The 18764-nt window shown below is 39.2% G+C and carries 15 protein-coding genes; 4 read left to right on the top strand and 11 right to left on the bottom strand.

Annotated elements, in window-relative coordinates; all coding sequences use genetic code 11:
• The first annotated feature begins 370 nt into the window (after nt 1-370).
• A complete protein-coding gene (rpsB, locus tag AAC851_RS03555) occupies nt 371-1123 on the top strand; it encodes a 30S ribosomal protein S2 (RefSeq protein WP_005082020.1) in 753 nt (250 codons plus the stop codon).
• Nucleotides 1124-1262: 139 nt separating this feature from the next.
• Nucleotides 1263-2138: a translation elongation factor Ts gene (gene tsf / locus AAC851_RS03550; protein ID WP_005082022.1), complete on the top strand. Its 876-nt coding sequence runs from the start codon at nt 1263-1265 to the stop codon at nt 2136-2138.
• Nucleotides 2139-2193: 55 nt separating this feature from the next.
• On the opposite strand, the gene AAC851_RS03545 is transcribed toward tsf, so the two are convergent.
• The 8 genes from AAC851_RS03545 to gloB all read right to left on the bottom strand — a co-directional run bounded on the left by AAC851_RS03545 (nt 2194) and on the right by gloB (nt 13826).
• On the bottom strand, nt 2194-3423 hold the full coding sequence (locus AAC851_RS03545) for a multifunctional CCA addition/repair protein (protein WP_005082023.1): 1230 nt from the start codon (nt 3421-3423) through the stop codon (nt 2194-2196).
• A 363-nt stretch (nt 3424-3786) separates the two neighbouring features.
• A complete protein-coding gene (locus AAC851_RS03540; protein ID WP_118903134.1) occupies nt 3787-6057 on the bottom strand; it encodes an NADP-dependent malic enzyme in 2271 nt (756 codons plus the stop codon).
• A gap of 217 nt (nt 6058-6274) precedes the next feature.
• Nucleotides 6275-9124, bottom strand: coding sequence for a bifunctional diguanylate cyclase/phosphodiesterase (locus AAC851_RS03535; RefSeq protein WP_340600509.1), 2850 nt, complete (start codon nt 9122-9124; stop codon nt 6275-6277).
• 112 nt (nt 9125-9236) lie between these two features.
• A complete protein-coding gene (locus AAC851_RS03530) occupies nt 9237-9956 on the bottom strand; it encodes a 16S rRNA (uracil(1498)-N(3))-methyltransferase (protein WP_017396052.1) in 720 nt (239 codons plus the stop codon).
• A gap of 22 nt (nt 9957-9978) precedes the next feature.
• Nucleotides 9979-10815: a methylenetetrahydrofolate reductase [NAD(P)H] gene (metF, locus tag AAC851_RS03525; RefSeq protein WP_017396051.1), complete on the bottom strand. Its 837-nt coding sequence runs from the start codon at nt 10813-10815 to the stop codon at nt 9979-9981.
• Between the two features lie 74 nt (nt 10816-10889).
• Nucleotides 10890-12272 (bottom strand): adenosylhomocysteinase, encoded by a 1383-nt coding sequence (gene ahcY / locus AAC851_RS03520; protein ID WP_004638491.1) that lies wholly within the window; start codon nt 12270-12272, stop codon nt 10890-10892.
• Between the two features lie 315 nt (nt 12273-12587).
• Complete coding sequence (locus AAC851_RS03515) at nt 12588-12794, bottom strand: hypothetical protein (RefSeq protein WP_004638493.1); 207 nt, start codon at nt 12792-12794, stop codon at nt 12588-12590.
• Between the two features lie 300 nt (nt 12795-13094).
• Nucleotides 13095-13826 carry a hydroxyacylglutathione hydrolase gene (gloB, locus tag AAC851_RS03510; protein WP_340600508.1) on the bottom strand — a complete coding sequence of 244 codons (732 nt, stop codon included), beginning with the start codon at nt 13824-13826 and terminating at the stop codon, nt 13095-13097.
• Between the two features lie 369 nt (nt 13827-14195).
• Here gloB and AAC851_RS03505 point away from each other — a divergent pair, with 369 nt between their 5' ends.
• Both AAC851_RS03505 and AAC851_RS03500 read left to right on the top strand, forming a co-directional pair.
• On the top strand, nt 14196-15182 hold the full coding sequence (locus tag AAC851_RS03505; RefSeq protein WP_340600507.1) for a hypothetical protein: 987 nt from the start codon (nt 14196-14198) through the stop codon (nt 15180-15182).
• A complete protein-coding gene (locus AAC851_RS03500) occupies nt 15176-16048 on the top strand; it encodes a histone deacetylase (RefSeq protein WP_325772526.1) in 873 nt (290 codons plus the stop codon). The genes AAC851_RS03505 and AAC851_RS03500 overlap by 7 nt, the downstream gene beginning before the upstream one ends.
• Nucleotides 16049-16097: 49 nt before the next feature.
• On the opposite strand, the gene AAC851_RS03495 is transcribed toward AAC851_RS03500, so the two are convergent.
• The 3 genes from AAC851_RS03495 to AAC851_RS03485 form a co-directional block, all read right to left on the bottom strand.
• Nucleotides 16098-16793 (bottom strand): methionine ABC transporter permease, encoded by a 696-nt coding sequence (locus AAC851_RS03495; protein WP_075315798.1) that lies wholly within the window; start codon nt 16791-16793, stop codon nt 16098-16100.
• The gene (locus AAC851_RS03490) at nt 16790-17815 is read right to left on the bottom strand and encodes a methionine ABC transporter ATP-binding protein (protein ID WP_075315797.1); all 1026 of its coding nucleotides are present in this window, start codon (nt 17813-17815) and stop codon (nt 16790-16792) included. The genes AAC851_RS03495 and AAC851_RS03490 overlap by 4 nt, the downstream gene beginning before the upstream one ends.
• A 68-nt stretch (nt 17816-17883) precedes the next feature.
• Nucleotides 17884-18756 carry a MetQ/NlpA family ABC transporter substrate-binding protein gene (locus AAC851_RS03485; RefSeq protein WP_005082033.1) on the bottom strand — a complete coding sequence of 291 codons (873 nt, stop codon included), beginning with the start codon at nt 18754-18756 and terminating at the stop codon, nt 17884-17886.
• Between the last annotated feature and the right edge of the window lie 8 nt (nt 18757-18764).

The following is an 18764-nucleotide window of genomic DNA, read 5'->3' as shown; positions in this document are numbered from 1 at the left end:
GTCGTAAAAAAATCCGCACATATATCGACACATTACTCTGGGTGCTTCTAGGGATTGTTGTCACTTTATATGTGAGTTGCGTTGTAGGCTAAAATTTCTGCATGCGAGGCATGAAACGCTGGTAATGGTATTCCCTTATCAAGTTTCATAACGAAGTATGAGGGGATTTTAGCCACAACCCTATGGGACAGGGTCGTTTTTTGACACTACGGCGTTATGAATAGTTCATTTAGAGTGCTAAATTTCACTATTCATGCCTTGTATTGTCTAAAAAGCGTCCTCTGTCGCAACCACTGATAAAGTAACAGCAATCCCTTGGGTGGAGAATGCGGATATATGGAGGCCTAACCCAAACTTTAAGGTAAAGAAAATGGCAGATTACAACGTAAGCATGCGCGACCTTCTTCAAGCAGGCGCACACTTTGGTCACCAAACTCGTTTCTGGAACCCAAAAATGCGTCAATACATTTTTGGCGCGCGTAACAAAATTCACATCATCAACCTTGAGCACACTGTTCCTGCGTTAAATGATGCTTTGAACTTTGTTAACAACTTGGCGAGCAAAAAGAACAAAGTATTATTCGTTGGTACAAAACGAGCTGCTTCTAACATCATCCGTGAACAAGCTCAACGTGCTGGTCAACCATATGTAGATCACCGTTGGTTAGGTGGTATGTTGACGAACTGGAAAACACTTCGCCAATCTATCAACCGTTTAAAAGATCTTCAAACTCAATCTCAAGACGGTACTTTTGCTAAGCTTACTAAACGTGAAGCTTTAGAGCGTACTCGTGAGATGGAAAAACTTGAACGTGCTTTAGGCGGCGTTAAAAACATGGGTGGTTTACCTGACGCATTATTTGTAATCGACGTTGATCACGAAGCGATTGCAATTAAAGAAGCTAAAAACTTAGGTATTCCTGTAATCGGTATCGTTGATACAAACTCTAACCCAGATAACGTAGATTACGTTATTCCTGGTAACGACGATGCGATCCGTGCAGTTACTTTGTATGCTTCAGCTATGGCTGATGCGATTCTTGCTGGTAAAGAATACGCTCAATCACAAGCGAATGCACAAGCGAAAGGCGAAGAAGCTGCTAAAGAAGCTCCTGAGGCTTAATGCGTTTTGACGCAAGCTTGTCATTTTTGTGATTTAAAATGATGACAAATTGAGCGTCGAGAAAGCAAAACGGCCCAGAGAAACCTTTGGGCCGTTTTTGTTGAACAGATTTATATTCTACCGATTTTAGGAGATCAACATGACTGCAATTACTGCAAGCATGGTAAAAGAATTACGTGACCGTACTGGTCTTGCAATGATGGAATGCAAAAAAGCATTAACAGAAGCAGGCGGTGACATCGAACTTGCGATTGATAACCTTCGTAAATCAGGTCAAGCAAAAGCTGCTAAAAAAGCAGGCAACATTGCTGCTGATGGTGCGATCACGATCGTTCAAAACGGTAATAAAGCGATTCTTGTTGAAGTTAACTGTCAAACTGACTTCGTTGCTAAAGACGAAAACTTCAAAAACTTCTCTGATAAAGTAGCGACAGCTGCACTTGCTGCAAATGAAACTGATGCTGCGAAAATTGCTGAACTTAAACTTGAAGATGGTTCTACTGTTGAAGAAGCGCGTGTTGCACTTGTTCAAAAAATCGGTGAAAACATCCAAGTACGTCGTGCTCAAATCGTTGAAGGCGAAAACTTGGCTATTTACAAGCACGGTTTAAAAATCGGTGTTGTTGTTTCTTACACTGGTGATGCTGATACTGGTAAAGGTATTGCAATGCACGTTGCTGCGTTCAACCCAGTTGCAGTAAATGCTGAAGCTGTTCCAGCTGACTTGATCGCTAAAGAGAAAGAAATTGCTGAAGCAAAAGCTTTAGAATCTGGTAAGCCTGCAAACATCGTTGAGAAAATGGTTACTGGTTCAGTTGAGAAATACTTGAACGAAGTTGCGCTTGATCGTCAAATGTATGTTATCGACAACGATAAGAAAGTTGCTGATGTATTAAAAGCGACTGGTACAGTTGTTGCTCAATTCACTCGCTTTGAAGTAGGTGAAGGTATTGAGAAGAAAGCTGAAATGAGCTTTGCTGAAGAAGTTGCTGCTGCACAAGCTGCTGCGAAGTAATTCGTATCTTCTAAAAAACCCAGTCATTATGACTGGGTTTTTTTATAGCTTAAGTTTATTGTTTCTCAAGTTGTGCTTTGAAATCTGCTAAAGCTTCAATTCTATATTGAATTAACATTTCACCGATTTCAGGACCTTTAACGTGTTCTGGTAGGTCTTGAGCACGGATATTTCTCACTATATCCATGGCATTGAGTATAAATTGTGCTTGAGGATATGGTCGGTCTTCCATACCTAAACGCCCTCTGGCATCACATTCACACGCTTGCACAAATGCTCTAACTTTTTCAGGGCGACGTAATACATCTAAACGTTGTAGAAAACGCCAAAGCGTGCCTGGCTTTAAGATTTGTACTTGATGGCACTTTAAATGTTCTTTACATACTGTCAAAGCTAGATTTTTGAGGTGTGTGGGAACTTTTAAGCGATCGCATAATACTGTGACAGGTTGTATACCGCGTTCTTCATGCATCACATGTCTTGGGAGTTCCTCGATAGGTGTGAGTGCTTTACCTAAGTCATGTACTAAGACCGCAAATCTTACATCTAAGGCATAGTCTGCTTTACAGGCTTGCTGAAGCGCCATTAATGTATGGATACCACAATCGATTTCTGGGTGGTATTCAGGTCGTTGCGGAACGCCAAAAAGTGCATCAACTTCTGGAAATAAAATTTTTAGAGCATGACATTCTCTAAGAATTTTGAAATATACATCAGCATGATCTTCCATCAATGCTCGTGCTGTTTCTTTCCACACACGCTCAGGTGTTAATTCATTTAACTCACCAGACTCAGCAATTTCCCGCATCAAGTGTAATGTTTCATCTGCAATTTTGAATCCGTAAGATTCATACCGTGCAGCAAATCGGGCAACACGTAGTACACGCAATGGATCTTCGGTAAATGCATGAGAGACATGGCGAAGGATTTTTTGCTCTAAGTCTTTTTGACCACCATATGGGTCATAGACTTGACCGTTGGCATCCATTGCCATGGCATTAATGGTTAGATCTCTTCGGATGAGATCCTCTTCTAAGCTCACATCTGCATCTGTGAAAAATTGAAAGCCATGATAACCAACGCCTGATTTTCTTTCTGTACGGGCAAGCGCATATTCTTCTTTTGTTTTAGGATGTAGAAATACAGGGAAGTCTTTGCCAACGGGCTGATAACCCTCAGCGAGCAATTGATCGGGTGTTGCACCGACCACAACATAATCTTTTTCGTGATAGGGATGCCCGAGTAACTGATCTCGAACAGCACCGCCTACTAAATAAACTTGCATGAAAAAACCTCTTTGAGGGCTTATTAGCAATTCATTGATGAATTGCGTTATTTGCTAAAATTGATTCAGACAAGGCGAAAAACGCAGGCAATGGCGACACCCTTGTCAAGTTTTTCAACGCAGTATGGAGCAATTTTAGCTATAACCCTTTGGGACAGGAATGTTTTTTGCTGCTACATCGTCATTCATTGTTTATTTAGAGTAACTAAACTTCACAATTCATTCCTTGTATCATCTAAAAAACATTCTCTGTCGCAATCATAAATGAACTGTTAATAAGCCCTATGTCACACAATCATGCTACAGAACAGAGGTTTTCTCAAGTCTCATGAGGAGCTTTTATAGGCAAGCTCTTGCTAAACTTTAGTTTTGACTTTGTTGGATCTCTGCAACAGTTAACGCTGTCATATTGATCAAACGACGTGTTGTTGCCGTTGGTGTCAAAATATGAACTGGTTTAGCAGCACCTAACAAAATTGGCCCAATAGTTACATTATTGCCAGAAGTTGCTTTTAACAGATTAAATGAAATGTTTGCTGCATCTAGATTCGGCATAATTAACAAATTTGCTGAGCCTTTGTAGCGCGAATTTGGGAATGCAAAATGACGGATATTTTCGTCAAGTGCTGCATCACCGTGCATCTCACCTTCAACCTCTAAATCAGGCGCTTGTTCTGTAAGTAAACGATAGACTTCACGCATTTTCTGGGCGCTTGCGTCTTGTTGATCACTGCCAAAACTTGAGTGAGAGAGCAGGGCTACACGTGGTGTAATACCAAAGCGGCGTACTTCTTCTGCAGCCAAAATTGTCATTTCAGCTAACTGTGCCGCTGTTGGATTGGTATTGACATATGTATCAGCAATAAACAAATTGCGATCTTCAAGCATCAATGCATTCAGGGTAAAGAATGTGCTGCGACCTTCTTTTAGACCAATCACATTACGCACAAAATCTAAATGAATATCATAGCTGCTGTAAGTACCGCAAAGCATACCGTCTGCTTTACCAAACTTCACAAGTAAAGCTGCGATCAATGTTGAGCGACGACGAGTTTCACGTTGCGCATATTCAACCGTTACACCTTTACGTTGCATCGTTTGGTAGTAATCTTTCCAAAACTCTTCGTACAACGGATTTTGCTCTTGATCAACGATTTCAATATTTACGCCATGCTGTAAACGTAAGCCTAACTTCTTGATATTTGCTTCGATTACCGTCGTACGACCTACCAAGATTGGTTTTGCCAAGCCTTCATCTACTGCGATTTGAACGGCGCGTAATACACGCTCATCTTCGCCTTCAGCATAAGCAATACGTTTAGGGTCGGTTTTTGCTTGTGCAAAGATTGGTTTCATCAAGAATGCTGAGTTATAAACAAACTCAGAAAGTCGTTGACGGTATGCTGAGAAATCTTCGATCGGGCGAGTAGCAACACCAGAATCCATTGCCGCTTTTGCAACTGCTGGTGCAATTTCTAAAATTAAACGTTGATCAAGCGGGCGTGGGATTAAGTAATCACGACCAAATGAGGCTGACTTTTCACCGTAGGTAGCCGCATCTGCTTCTACATGTGCCATACGCGCAATAGCATGTACACAGGCAATTTTCATTTCTTCGTTAATGGTGGTTGCACCTACATCTAACGCGCCACGGAAAATATATGGGAAGCAAAGTGCATTATTTACTTGGTTTGGATAATCTGAACGACCTGTTGCCATAATGACATCTGGACGTACTTCATGTGCATGTTCAGGTAGAATCTCAGGATCAGGGTTCGCAAGCGCAAAAATGATCGGATTCTCAGCCATTTCTTTAACCATTTCTTTAGTTAAAATGCCTGCCGCAGAAAGACCCAAGAACATGTCTGCGCCAGCAATCACTTCATTTAATTGCGTTGCTTTAATGTCTTGAACATAGCGCTTTTTCGAATCATCCAATCCATCACGTGAAGTGGTAAGGAGGCCGCGAGAGTCAGCAACAATGATATTTTCTTTGTTTACACCTAGAGCACACAACAAATCTAGGCATGACAGTGCAGCAGCACCTGCACCTGAAGCGACGATTTTGATTTCATCGATTTTCTTATTTACGATTTGGAGCGCGTTGAGTAATGCTGAACCTACGATAATACTTGTGCCATGTTGATCATCATGGAACACAGGAATTTTCATGCGTTCGCGTAGTTTTTTCTCGATATAGAAACATTCTGGTGCCTTAATATCTTCAAGGTTAATACCACCAAAAGTTGGTTCTAATGCAGCAACGATATCAACGATTTTATCTGGATCATTTTCCGCGATTTCAATATCAAAGACATCAACGCCTGCAAATTTTTTGAAAAGTACGCCTTTACCTTCCATAACAGGCTTGGATGCTAAAGGACCAATGTTCCCTAAACCAAGAACTGCTGTACCATTACTCACGACGGCAACCAAGTTACCACGCGCTGTATATTTCGCAGCGGCAGAAGGGTCACGTTCGATTTCTAAACATGGAGCTGCAACACCAGGGGAATATGCAAGCGCTAAATCTCGTTGGTTAACGAGCTGCTTGCTAGGTGTCACACTGATTTTTCCAGGAGTAGGAAATTCATGGTAATACAAAGCGGCTTGTTTTAAAGATTGATCGTCCATCTGAGTCTCGATTGTTCCGATAATAATCATGCATATATATGACTGATTATTATATTAAGATAAGTGCACAAGAATATAGCACTAGTTCATGCTTTCGCCCAGTCAAAATAGCTTATTTTCACTGAATGATACGACTTATTGACAAATTATTTTCAACTAAAATGAAGGGTTAAAGTCGTAAATTATCGCTGTAAATGTAAGATCTTGCGGTTGACAGTTAGCTATGCTGCTGTAGAAATTTGGTTGCGTCTAAAGCGGTCAATGGCTTGGCAAATAGATAACCCTGCAAGATGTCACAATTTTGTTTTTGCAAGTAGTCTCTTTGCGCTTCAGTTTCCACACCTTCCGCTACAACTTTTAAGCCAATGGTTTTGCCCATGGCGATCATGGCATTTACGATCGCATCTTGTTTAGAGTTACCAATCTTAGAAATAAAAGCTCGGTCAATTTTTAATGTATCAATAGGATATTCAGTTAAATAGGCGAGGGATGAATATCCAGTTCCAAAATCATCTAATGCGATTGAGATATGGCGATCTTTTAATGCTTCTAATACCGTTTTCACCGTTTCAGTATTCTCTAAGAATGCAGACTCTGTGATTTCTAATTCTAGATTATGACCAGAGATTTTATATTGCGATAAAATCGTATCCACATCATGTAATAATTGCCCACGGAGAACTTGTTGTACAACGATGTTGACTGCAATATGGACTTGGGGATAACCCAGCTCAATCCATCTCTGTAATTGTTTTGCTGCCTGATGTAATACAAATTGTCCGATATCAGAAATTAAGCTGGTGCTTTCTGCCAATGGAATAAAGATATCAGGCATGATCAGCCCTTTACTTGGGTGCTCCCAGCGTATAAGTGCTTCGAAACCATTCACCAGATTATCGTGTGTAGTCATTTTGGGTTGATAGTAAACGACAAGCTCATTGTTTTGGATTGCTTTTCTTAGATCAAGTTCTAAATCAGAATACTGTGCCGCTAAGTTAGCTCTTTCATTTGAATAGTAACGAATAGTGTTGCCGCCTAAACGCTTAGCCTCATTCAATGCCTGTTCTGCATGAGTATTTAAATTATCGACTTGACGACCATGCTCAGGAAACATCGCTACACCGATGGAAACACTCACAAAGTACTCTTGGTCAGCAATATAAAATGGTTGGCTGAAGTTCTCGACAATATTGTTACACAATTGATGAATAGGTGGGTGTAAAGGGGACATTTCATAAATAATCGCAAAATCATCAGCACTTAAATGCGCAACCAATAATGCATCGATATTGCTAATACGTAATCGCTGCGCGACTTGTTTAAGCAATTCATTGCCAGCTTGATTACTGACCAGTTCATTGAGTGTCCGAAAGCGATCTATGTTCAAACGAATGACAGCGAGATGTTGTATGGCTGCTTCATTCACTAGATATTGATGCAGTTGCTGCTGATAATAGAACCGATTTGGCAAGTCCGTTAGTGTGTCGTAGTTGGTAAGATAAGATAATCTTTGTTCCTGATGCTTTCGTTCAGTTTGATCAGAAACGATACCGATATAATTGATTACTCGATCTTGTTCATCTTTAACTGCATTAATATGCATCCACAAGAAACATGATTTTTCTGAATGATAGGTTTCTTGGAACTCTCCCTCATATTCGTGTTCATGAGCTAAAGTGTCTAAAATCGAAAGTTGGAAGTTTTGGTGGTGCAGCTTATTTTGCTTTGTAATTTCAAAAAGTTGCTTGCCTAAAATGACTTGTTTATCAAGTTCGGTAATTTGTTCATATTTAGGGTTCACCTCAATATAGTTAAAGTGCTCATCTAAAATAAAAATTCCTTCAGATGCTTGCTCAAAAACACTGGCTGATAATTTTAATCGTTCTTGATCTTTGCGCTCTTGATTAATATCTCGATGAATACCGACCATTCTTAGTGGTGTGTTATCCTTAGTGTTTCGCTGAATGACCTGTCCGACATCATGTATCCATGACCATTCACCATTGGGGCGCTTAATTCGAAATGTTTCTTCGTAACGTAAGGTTAGACCACACAAATGGTTGTACAGGCTGTTTTTCACACGCTCAATATCATCAGGATGAACAATTTTGTGCAGCAGAGTGTAGTGATTTTCTGAGTCTCGCTTTACAGCTTGACTGTGAGTGTTGGTAACGCCAACAGTTCGATTTTCAAGATTCCATTCCCAAGGACGAATACCCGCTGTTTCATGTGCAAATGCGAGATTTTGACGATGTTCTTCCAGACTTTCATTCATTTGAGTGAGATCAAAAGTACGATCACGAACTTTTTGCTCTAATAAATGGTTATTAAATTGTAGTTGAGCTTCAATATCTTTGGACTTATTGACCTCGTGCTGTAATTGTTGACATAGCTCTTCAGTCCATTGATTATGTTGTTCAGCTACATCAATCAATTGTTTGTTTTTTTCAAGTACTTGTGAAAGGTGTTTGTGAATTTTGAATGTTGCCTGTGCACACAATAATGTGGCAAAAAATGTGGAGTAATAAGCAAGGTAGAACAGAGTATGCTCATGATTTCGATATAAGAGATGCGAAATAATCAGTGGAAGAATGCTTGGGATAAAAAATAGAAAAAAATAGCGAATATGTTGGGTTAAAAATGTAAGCGCAATAATATGTGAGGTGGTCAGCAATAAAGCGGTTAAGGTAAGAATATGTGAGCCAGTTAGGTTGGGTACATCATGTATCAGGTAATACGTAATAATGATGGAGTTGATACCGAGCAACAAACCAGTGCTAAAACAAACAATTTGGAATAAAACATGACTTCTTTTAATAAAGGCTGGAGATGAATAACACTTCAAGGAAAAACGGCACAAAAAAAAGAAAATTAGAAGAAAAACGGCAGTGATGCTGATCCAAGCGGTAAAGATATTTGGAGTAAAAGAATAGAAAAGACCAAATAATGCATAGTCTAAAACACATATACCCAATACGCTAAGAACAAAGGATCTGATATGACTAGAGTAATTAATTTGATCCGTATAAATAAATGGCGCTAAACCTTGTTTCTGAACCCCAGACATACAAGAATAATCCTTTTCTTTTATCAGTACCTACAGTCTTTATTCTTTGTAAACTATAGCGTTGAGTTTATTTAAATTAACGTTAAACCCATTGAAAAGCAATGTAAATGCATCATTTGCTTGAAAAGTGATAGTTTAAAATAGATAGAGCAACAACGGGGGCTGTTTCCGTTCTCAAAACGCGATCACCGATACACCAGTTTTTAAATTGGTATTGGTTTGCTGTTTCGATTTCTGTTTCACTAAGTCCACCTTCTGGACCAATTAATAATGCAATATCAGGCGTACTATTCAGTAGTATATTTGTTTGATCTTTATTAGGGGCAAGTACAAAACGAGATGTCGGTAATTCAGATTTAACCCAGTCATTAAGAGAAATAGGCGCTAGAATTTCAGGCACACGGTTCATTCCGCATTGTTCACAGGCAGCGATTGCAACAGATTGCCAATGATCCAGTTTTTTTTGGTCACGATCGTACTTTAATCGCATTTCACAGCGATCGCTGGTTAATAATTGAATTGTGGTCACGCCCAGTTCGGTGGCTTTTTGAATCGCATAATCCATACGATCACCTTTACTCATCACTTGACCCAAAACAACATTAAAAGGCGCAGTACGATCTAATTTATTAAATTGATCAATCGACACCAAAGCATTTTTTTTGTTGATTTCTGTGAGAGTGACAAGATACTCGCCACCTTTCCCATTGAAGAAGATGGCTTGTTCTTGTTCTTTTGCGCGAAGCACACGTACCCAATGATGAAACACTGATTCTGTTAGTTCGATGGTGTTGCCAGTATTTAATTCAGTTTCGATATAAAAACGATTCATGCTTGGGTAGAGCTCTTACAAATTAATTGAGACCAAGATCGACAACGAGTTGTCGGGTTGGTTCGGTTTGGTTCATTGAATAGAAGTGAAGAGTTGGTGCGCCGCCAGCAATTAAACGCTCACAGAGTTTTAAAATCACTTCATGACCAAAAGCTTTAATGCTTGCACTGTCATCGCCGTAAGCAGAAAGCTGTTTACGAATCCAGCGCGGGATTTCAGCGCCTGTACCATCAGCAAAACGAATTAAGTTACTTGCATTGGTAATTGGCATGATTCCTGGTGCAATTGGGATGCTTACCCCAGCTTTCTCAAGACGTTCAATGAAATAGAAATAAGCATCTGGATTGAAGAAGAATTGAGTGATTCCTGCATTTGCTCCAGCTTGAACTTTCTCTATAAAACGCTTGATATCAGCATCAAAGCTGTCCGCTTGTGGATGCATTTCGGGATAAGCTGCAACTTCAATATGGAAGTGATCACCTGAATGTTCACGAATAAAGCGAACCAAGTCCTGTGCATAAGGCAACTCGCCTAAACCCACCTGACCTGAAGGTAAGTCACCACGTAGTGCTACGATGCGATCAATACCTTGAGATTTGTATAAATCTAATAGTTCAGCAATACGCACTTTGTCATCACCAATACATGAAAGGTGAGGTGCAACAGGCGTACCTTTGCCATTAAAATCATCAATCGCAGCTAAAGTACGTTCACGGGTAGAACCACCAGCACCATAAGTAATGGAAAAGAACTCTGGATTTAGCAGTTGAAGTTCTTGATGAACAACTTTTAATTTTTCTGCACCAGCATCAGTTTTTGGTGGGAAAAACTCAAAAGAAATAGGAACACGTTTCGTCATTTCAAATCCTTTTTAAAATCGCTTGGAAATTTTTAGAAAAAAGGGCAGTCCGTATAACGTCTGCCCTAAGATTCTTAGTATTTGTAAGCGTCAGATTTGAATGGACCTTCAACAGGCACACCGAGGTAATCAGCTTGTACTTGAGTTAATTGTGTCAAAACACCACCAAAGCCAACAACCATTGCCGCAGCAACTTCTTCGTCTAGTTTCTTAGGAAGTACTTCTACACGGATTGCAGCTTGCTTTTGATCAGCAGGAAGATCAGCAAATTTTTCAGCAAATAAATGCATTTGACCCAATACTTGGTTAGCGAAAGAACCATCCATCACACGTGAAGGGTGACCAGTTGCATTACCAAGATTGACTAAACGACCTTCTGAAAGAAGAATTAAGTAATTGCTTTCATCTTCTGAACGATAAACTTGGTGTACTTGTGGCTTCACTTCAACCCATTTATAACCACGCAAGTAAGCTGTGTCGATTTCAGTATCAAAGTGACCGATGTTACAAACTACTGCACCAGCTTTTAAGCTATCTAACATTGCAGCATCACATACATGGTAGTTACCAGTCGTTGTCACAACAAGATCAGTATTACCTAGTAGATCATGGTTGATGTCTTCTTTCTTACCAGTTTGTACGCCATTTTTGTATGGAGAAACAACTTCGTAACCATCCATACAAGCTTGCATTGCACAAATTGGATCAACTTCAGTTACACGAACGATCATGCCTTCTTGACGTAAAGATTGTGCAGAACCTTTACCGACATCACCGTAACCAATCACAAGTGCACGACGACCAGAAAGTAGCATGTCAGTTGCACGTTTGATTGCATCATTTAATGAGTGACGGCAGCCGTATTTGTTATCATTCTTCGATTTGGTAATTGAATCGTTCACGTTAATTGCAGGAACTTTAAGTGAACCGTCTTTCCACATTTCTAATAGGCGTTGTACGCCTGTTGTGGTCTCTTCAGTAATGCCGTGAATACGTTCTAAAAGAGCAGGGTATTTGTCATGAACAAGTGCTGTTAAGTCACCACCATCGTCCAAAATCATGTTGGCATCCCAAGGCTTGCCATTTACATTGATTTGTTGTTCTAAGCACCATACGTATTCTTCTTCAGTTTCGCCTTTCCAAGCGAATACTGGAATACCACGAGCAGCAATTGCCGCTGCAGCATGATCTTGTGTAGAGAAAATATTGCATGAAGTCCAACGAACTTCAGCACCGAGTTCAATCAACGTCTCAATAAGAACAGCTGTTTGGATTGTCATGTGAATACAACCCAAAATTTTTGCGCCAGCAAGAGGTTTAGCTGCTGCATAACGCTTACGTAAACCCATCAAAGCTGGCATTTCTGCTTCAGCGAGTTTGATTTCTTTACGACCGTAGTCAGCAAGGGAAATATCAGCAACTTTATAATCTGTAAATGAAGCATTCACCGCGTTCATCAGGATCTCCTAGAAAAAAATAGTATGGATCGTTCTGTTCGCGGATGCCGTTGTTGGTTAAAACGAATGTTTAACCGATCGTCGAGCCTGGCAAGTTGATTTATAATACAAATCAAATGTCGCAGCATCCCTCGACTAGGACATTATAATACTTGGAAAATAGTTTTGTTCCAATGATATTTTTTAGAAGATGGCTAGAAAATGAAGCTTTGATCTTGGGTGTTATTGAAGTTGTAAATTATTTTTATATACATCAATCAAGGATTCCAAATCCCTTTGAAATCCTAAGATCGTTATAAAGCTGTAAATAAGTCATTATGCTTTTAGGTGGTCTTCAAATTCTTCACCGAGTTGCATTGCTAAAGCATTGCCAGATAGATCGCCAGTGACTAAGCCATATTCTTTTTTAAAGCTAAAGGTAAAACCACGATTATCTGTCAGATTTTTAACTGAATATCCTAATTTTTCTAACCAAATACGAAACGCCAATAAATTTTTTGCTTTAACAACTCTGTTTTTCATACGAGAACTCCTTGTGAACCTGTAATTATTAATAAGGGTAGGTTAAAAATTTTTAAAGGGGCATTAGATAGATTTATTTTTCCGCGTGTAAGTAATGTAAAAATAGAGTAATTTTCACCTGCGGAAATTTATCTATAATTTTTTTATAAGTTACTGTAAAGTTGGAGAAAAATAAATATTATTTTTGGATCTTTTGAATATTAAATTAATAAAAATTTTATCTTTAAATGTAAAAAAAGATTTCACTTTCCACTTTGGTTATATCGTAAAAAGTGAAATCTCTGTGATTTGGTGAGATCTTTAGAACTGGTCTTTTAGAAGACGGATTCGTGCAAACTCTTCAGCGCTTTCTGTCCTCAAGAAGGGGTTCGTTGCGAGTTCTAATTCTATGGTGCTTGGGAGCGTAATTTGATTGGTTTTTCGTAATGCCCTAACTTGTTTCATCCTTTCTTGTAATGCGACGTTATGCGGTTCTATAGTGATCGCAAATTCAGCATTGGCAAGCGTGTATTCATGTGTACAGTATACTTTGGTTTGGATAGGTAGGGCTGCTAACCTATTTAATGAATGGTACATTTGTTCAGCCGTACCTTCAAACAGACGTCCGCATCCCATAGCGAACAATGTATCACCACAAAAAAGTGCATCAATGGCTTCAATGAAGTAAACGATATGCCCCAATGTATGGCCAGGGGTCGCAATGATTTCAACTTTTAAGTCATTAAAGTGAAAATGATCATCTTGTTGCAGTGGGTTGGAGATAAAAGAAATTTTGCTCAACTCATCTCTAGGGCCATATACTGCAATATTTTCATTAGCGGATAAATCCTCTACACCACCCGTATGATCGGGGTGCCAATGCGTGAGCCAAATTTGTTGTAGCTGCAAATGATGTTGTTCACAAAAATCTTTGACTAAACTTGCTTCTGTTGGATCAATCGCCACAACTTGTTTTGTCGTTGTATCTTCCAATAACCATATATAGTTTTTTAAGGCATTTTGTACGTCAATCGCATGGATTTTATAATGCATAGCCAATTCCTAAATCATTGTTTCATGTGGTTATTGCCAGTCGGATGATAGAGCGTCATCAACTTTTGCTAGTGTAAGTGTAAATTTCTTATCATGCAAAGTGAGCATCGAAAAGCGTATGGATGATGACTGTTTTGGACACATAGTGACGACATGAATAAGTGAAAATCTTTATGATTGACAAGGGGGCGGTTTTCGATAAATATGAAATAAAAGTTTTGTAAGTTAATGATTTATATTCATCTTTAGATTTATATTTTATTTAAAAATGCTAAATGATTTTCGTGATTAGATTTAACAATATAAATACATAGGATTGATTAAAGGACGATGATTTTATAAATCATAAAGAACAAGCGAGGGGGTGCTATGTCGGATTTAAAAGACCATGAAGTGGTCAGTATTTTTAAGCAATATTTATATCCGCTATCTGCCAAACTCACCGAAATGTTGAATGAACATTTTAGCCATCAAACTGAACGTCGAGGTTGTGGATATACGCAGGCAACACGGGTAATCGCTGAGTTTGTATCACAGCCGCGTGATGCGTTGGGGTTTCAGGATTTACGTATTTTTGATGATTACGATACGAAAGGATTAAGAAATATTTTAAATCAAGCAGCCTCATACGGGCTTGAGTTAACAACATGGCGGAATCTTGATATTCATGTTGATGTTCAGCAAAGCCTAAAACGTTTAAATCCAGATGATGGCTATACGCAGAACTTACAGCAGGAAGTTGATTTTCAAGCCAAACTTAGAACACTTTATCAATATGCTGAGCGAGAAGAAAGTAGACTCATTTGTCAGTTACTTGCAGATATTATCCTTCCTCAAGATGTTCAACATATTGAAATAATTGAATGCCAAGCTTTAGAGGAAAAACCTAAGGTTGGCTCGTGTCCGATGGCAGAAAAATTCTTCTTGAGAATTGCACATCATCGTCTATTGAGACAAGGTGAAATTAATATTTTCGTCGATGAGCATGATCAGCCAGTCATGATGGAAAAGATGAATATGGGGGATAATCACTCTTGTATTAGTCTAGTTCCTTTACTCATGAATGGCGTGCGCTTACCCGCGGGGAGCCTTTTCTCCACAAACTATGAGATTGAGCCGCTAGAAAAGAATAAAAACAAACAATATAAAGGTTATGTGATCCCCATTTCTTCAATGAAAGGTTTTTGGTTTCTACGACTGACGACACTGGCGGTTTCTCCTGAGAATCGAGCACGTGCGTTCGGATATCATTTTAAACAACAAGTTGATAATGGATTATTTCGACCCGATACGACTGAATTGAGTCAATTGATCGAAATTGCTCAAGATCAAATCTATGTAGGAAATCCATGCTAAAAGCTTGTTACTCGCCACGCTATTATGCGCAAACGCATACCAATAGTATGGAGAAATTGACCGCAGTTGCTGATGTGCTACAACAGCAGCAGTTGGTTGAATTGATAGATCCTGGACTTATAGACATTGAGATCTTGAAAAAACTACATAATCCACAATATGTAGATGCCTTTTTTGCAGGTGATTCAAGCTTTGCGACTGTGCAAGGATTTAAACCTTGGAATCCACAACTACGTGATGCCATTTTGTCGGTACAGGCTGGGCAATTGGTCGGTGCTGAGATCGCATTGAAAGAAGGAATTGCTGCCAATATTGCACAAGGTTTTCATCATGCGAGTTATGATTCTGGGGCCGCTTACTGTACCTTTAATGGTTTGGCATTAATTGCAAAACAATTTCCGGACAAACGAATTTTTATTTTAGATTGTGATCAGCATGGTGGGGATGGTACTGCGATTTTCACCAATCGTATGCCGAATTTGATAAATTTCGGCATTTTTGGTATCCGCTTTGGTTGCAAGGCGGGGGAGCGTAGTTTGACTCGCTATATTCATCCAAAGCAAGGTAATTTTGATTTGTATCGAGAAGCGATTTTAGAAGCTTTTCAATATGCATCACGTTGGGACGCTGATCTTATCGTTTATCAAGCGGGCATGGATTGTCATCAACATGATAAATATGGATCAAAATGGTTTACTACAGCACTCTTGTTTGAGCGTGATCGGATTGTGTTTGAGATGGCGAAGAAAATGAAAATTCCTTTGCTTTTCGTTCTGGCTGGTGGCTATCAACCTTTGGAGGATTTGGTTCCTTTGCATGTCAATACATTCAAAGCAGCGCATCAAATTTATTTTGCTGAGGTTTAGCCTAGCTATAGAAAAAATGCTCTCGCGAGGAGAGCATTGAATTGGGCGTTTAGCGTAATTTTGCTAACCATTCTCCAAATGACTGTACAAACTGAACCAACAATAAAAGTACGATGACAGTCAGGATGACCACACTACTATCGAAACGCTGATAGCCATAGGAAATAGCAAGATCACCGATTCCACCTGCACCTACAGCACCTGCCATCGCTGTTGCACCAATCAATGAAATGGTACCTGTAGTGAGATTGAGAATAAGAGAGCTACGTGCTTCAGGCACGATAAATTTGAATACAATTTGCCAAGGACTAGCACCCATTGCTTGTGCAGACTCAATAATACCTTCATTTACTTCAAGTAAAGAAGTTTCGATGAGTCGACCAAGATAAGGACCGACATAAATGGTTAATGGTACGATAGCAGCCCATGTTCCGATTGATGTACCAACCAAAAACTTTGTAAATGGAATGACCGCGATTAATAAAATGATAAATGGGATTGAACGTAGGGCATTCACGATTGGATTGAGTGCATAGTAAATCGCACGGTTTTGTAAAATCCCACCGTTACGTGTGACTACCAAAGTAATACTTTGAATAAATCCCCAAATGCATCCAAATAGCAATGCAAAGAATACCATCTGTAAGGTTTCTTCCAGTGCCGTTACAAATTGATCAATGGATAAAGAACTTTGCCAAAATGGAGCTGTGATTTCAGTCAGCCATTGCACAATTAAATCTCTCATTGGCTTACTCCTGACTGTTCAACTTTGACACCCTGACTTTCTAAGAATTGAAGCGCTTCCTGAATAATCGTTGGGTCACCTAAAAGTTGGATAAACATTTGACCGATCACAGTGCCATTAATCTCAGTCATATTGGCAAATAAAATATTTAAACTAATATCAAATTGCTTAATTACGGATTGAATAACGGTTTCTTGGGCTGATGTTCCTAAGAATTGCAGGTTATAGATACTGTTATGATGTTTGTGTTCAAGATTATTCAAGATATTGATCGGCAATTGTTGCTGCAATACTGTTTGGATAAATGTCTTGGTTGTTGGGTGTTGTGGTTGACTGAATATATCTAAGGTGCGACCTGTCTCAATGACTTTGCCTGCTTCCATGACTGCGACATAGTCACAGATAGACTCAATCACATCCATTTCATGTGTAACCATCACAATGGTGATGTTCTGTTCTTGATTAATTTTCTTTAATAATGCTAAAACGGATTGTGTGGTTTGAGGGTCCAGTGCAGACGTTGCCTCATCACATAGCAAAATCTTAGGATGATTCGCAAGCGCACGCGCAATACCTACACGTTGCTTTTGACCGCCTGAAAGCTCATCTGGATAAGCATCTTTTTTATGTTTAAGGTCAATAAAATCTAGCAACTCTGCAAGACGTTTTTCACGTTCGACTTTGCTATGGCCTAACAGTTTAAGTGGCATTTCAATATTTTCAGCTACTGTTTTGGTTTGCAATAAGTTAAAGTGCTGAAAAATCATGCCAATATTTGCACGTTCTCGACGAAGTGTACGCGCATCCATTGCAGTAAAGTCTTTTTGATTAATCATCACTTGTCCGTGGGTCGGACGCTCCAGTAAATTAATCAAACGGATTAAGGTACTTTTACCTGCACCACTATAACCGATAATGCCAAAAATGCTGCCATCAGGGATCTCTAAGTTGATTTGATCCAGCGCAGTGATCGTTTGACCTTTGAGCTGATAGTGTTTGGAAATATTTTTAAATTGGATCATATCGTCAATACTAAGCAGAAAAGAAAAACAGGCAAAATCACTTTGCCTGTTTTGTTGAGAAAAGTATATTACGGATTCTCTTCAGTGAGATAGCTGATTGGCTTATTTACATCAACTTTTGTACCAGCAAAATGATCTTGTACATATTGTTTTACTGCATCAGTGTGATAAAGCGCACCGACTTTTTGTAAAACAGGATCATCTTTGCGAGATTCAGCCGTTGCTAGAACATTGACGTTTAACTTGGTGCTTTGATCAATTGGTTCGTAGAAGATTGCATCTTTAAGAACGTTTAGACCACCTTCCATTGCAAGGGTATTACCCAATAAAATCGCATCAACCTCATCTTTAACACGTACAGCTGTTGCCATTTGAATTGGTTTGATCACAATGTTCTTCGGATTTTCAATCACATCAGCTGGTGTTCCTTTTACAGGATCAAAGTCAGCTTTTAATTTAATTAAACCCGCGCTTTGTAAAAGTAATAAAGCACGAGATTCATTTGCCCCATCGTTAGGGATTGCAATCGTTGCACCATTGGCAAACTCTTCAACTTTTTTTACCTTGCTTGAGTAGATTCCCATTGGTTCTAAATAAGTTGTAGAGACTGGCGCAATTTTGTCTTTATTTGCTGCATTGAATGCAACGAGATATGCATAGGATTGAAATGCATTCAAATCGACTTCTTTATTTGCAACAGCAGTATTCATTGCAACATAGTCAGTAAAATTTTTAATTTGAAGTTTTAGTCCAGCAGCTTGGGTTTCAGGCAAGCTTGCAATGTGACGCCAAATATCAGCATCAGAACCTGTAGAAGCAATAACGACAGTTTGTAATGCACCTGCATCTTTGTTCTGTTCAGCAGTGTTATCTGGCTGTTTGCTGCATGCCGCAAGCAACAACACTGATACACTTAAAAAAAGGCTAATCAGCTTTTTCATGTGGAAAT

It is taken from the genome of Acinetobacter sp. HZNU-JH01 (genome assembly GCF_037996845.1).
Classification (GTDB): domain Bacteria; phylum Pseudomonadota; class Gammaproteobacteria; order Pseudomonadales; family Moraxellaceae; genus Acinetobacter; species Acinetobacter haemolyticus.
Note: the sequence above shows the minus strand (reverse complement) of the source record. Positions and strands in the feature narration are given on the sequence as shown.

Coding starts and splice junctions, on each gene's coding strand:
- metF (WP_017396051.1), bottom strand. CDS start 10,815: ATGACGAAACGTGTTCCTATTTCTTTTGAGTTTTTCCCACCAAAAACT.
- AAC851_RS03535 (WP_340600509.1), bottom strand. CDS start 9,124: ATGTCTGGGGTTCAGAAACAAGGTTTAGCGCCATTTATTTATACGGAT.
- AAC851_RS03515 (WP_004638493.1), bottom strand. CDS start 12,794: ATGAAAAACAGAGTTGTTAAAGCAAAAAATTTATTGGCGTTTCGTATT.
- tsf (WP_005082022.1), top strand. CDS start 1,263: ATGACTGCAATTACTGCAAGCATGGTAAAAGAATTACGTGACCGTACT.
- AAC851_RS03540 (WP_118903134.1), bottom strand. CDS start 6,057: ATGGACGATCAATCTTTAAAACAAGCCGCTTTGTATTACCATGAATTT.
- AAC851_RS03530 (WP_017396052.1), bottom strand. CDS start 9,956: ATGAATCGTTTTTATATCGAAACTGAATTAAATACTGGCAACACCATC.
- AAC851_RS03495 (WP_075315798.1), bottom strand. CDS start 16,793: ATGAGAGATTTAATTGTGCAATGGCTGACTGAAATCACAGCTCCATTT.
- rpsB (WP_005082020.1), top strand. CDS start 371: ATGGCAGATTACAACGTAAGCATGCGCGACCTTCTTCAAGCAGGCGCA.
- gloB (WP_340600508.1), bottom strand. CDS start 13,826: ATGCATTATAAAATCCATGCGATTGACGTACAAAATGCCTTAAAAAAC.
- AAC851_RS03500 (WP_325772526.1), top strand. CDS start 15,176: ATGCTAAAAGCTTGTTACTCGCCACGCTATTATGCGCAAACGCATACC.
- AAC851_RS03505 (WP_340600507.1), top strand. CDS start 14,196: ATGTCGGATTTAAAAGACCATGAAGTGGTCAGTATTTTTAAGCAATAT.
- AAC851_RS03490 (WP_075315797.1), bottom strand. CDS start 17,815: ATGATCCAATTTAAAAATATTTCCAAACACTATCAGCTCAAAGGTCAA.
- ahcY (WP_004638491.1), bottom strand. CDS start 12,272: ATGAACGCGGTGAATGCTTCATTTACAGATTATAAAGTTGCTGATATT.
- AAC851_RS03545 (WP_005082023.1), bottom strand. CDS start 3,423: ATGCAAGTTTATTTAGTAGGCGGTGCTGTTCGAGATCAGTTACTCGGG.
- AAC851_RS03485 (WP_005082033.1), bottom strand. CDS start 18,756: ATGAAAAAGCTGATTAGCCTTTTTTTAAGTGTATCAGTGTTGTTGCTT.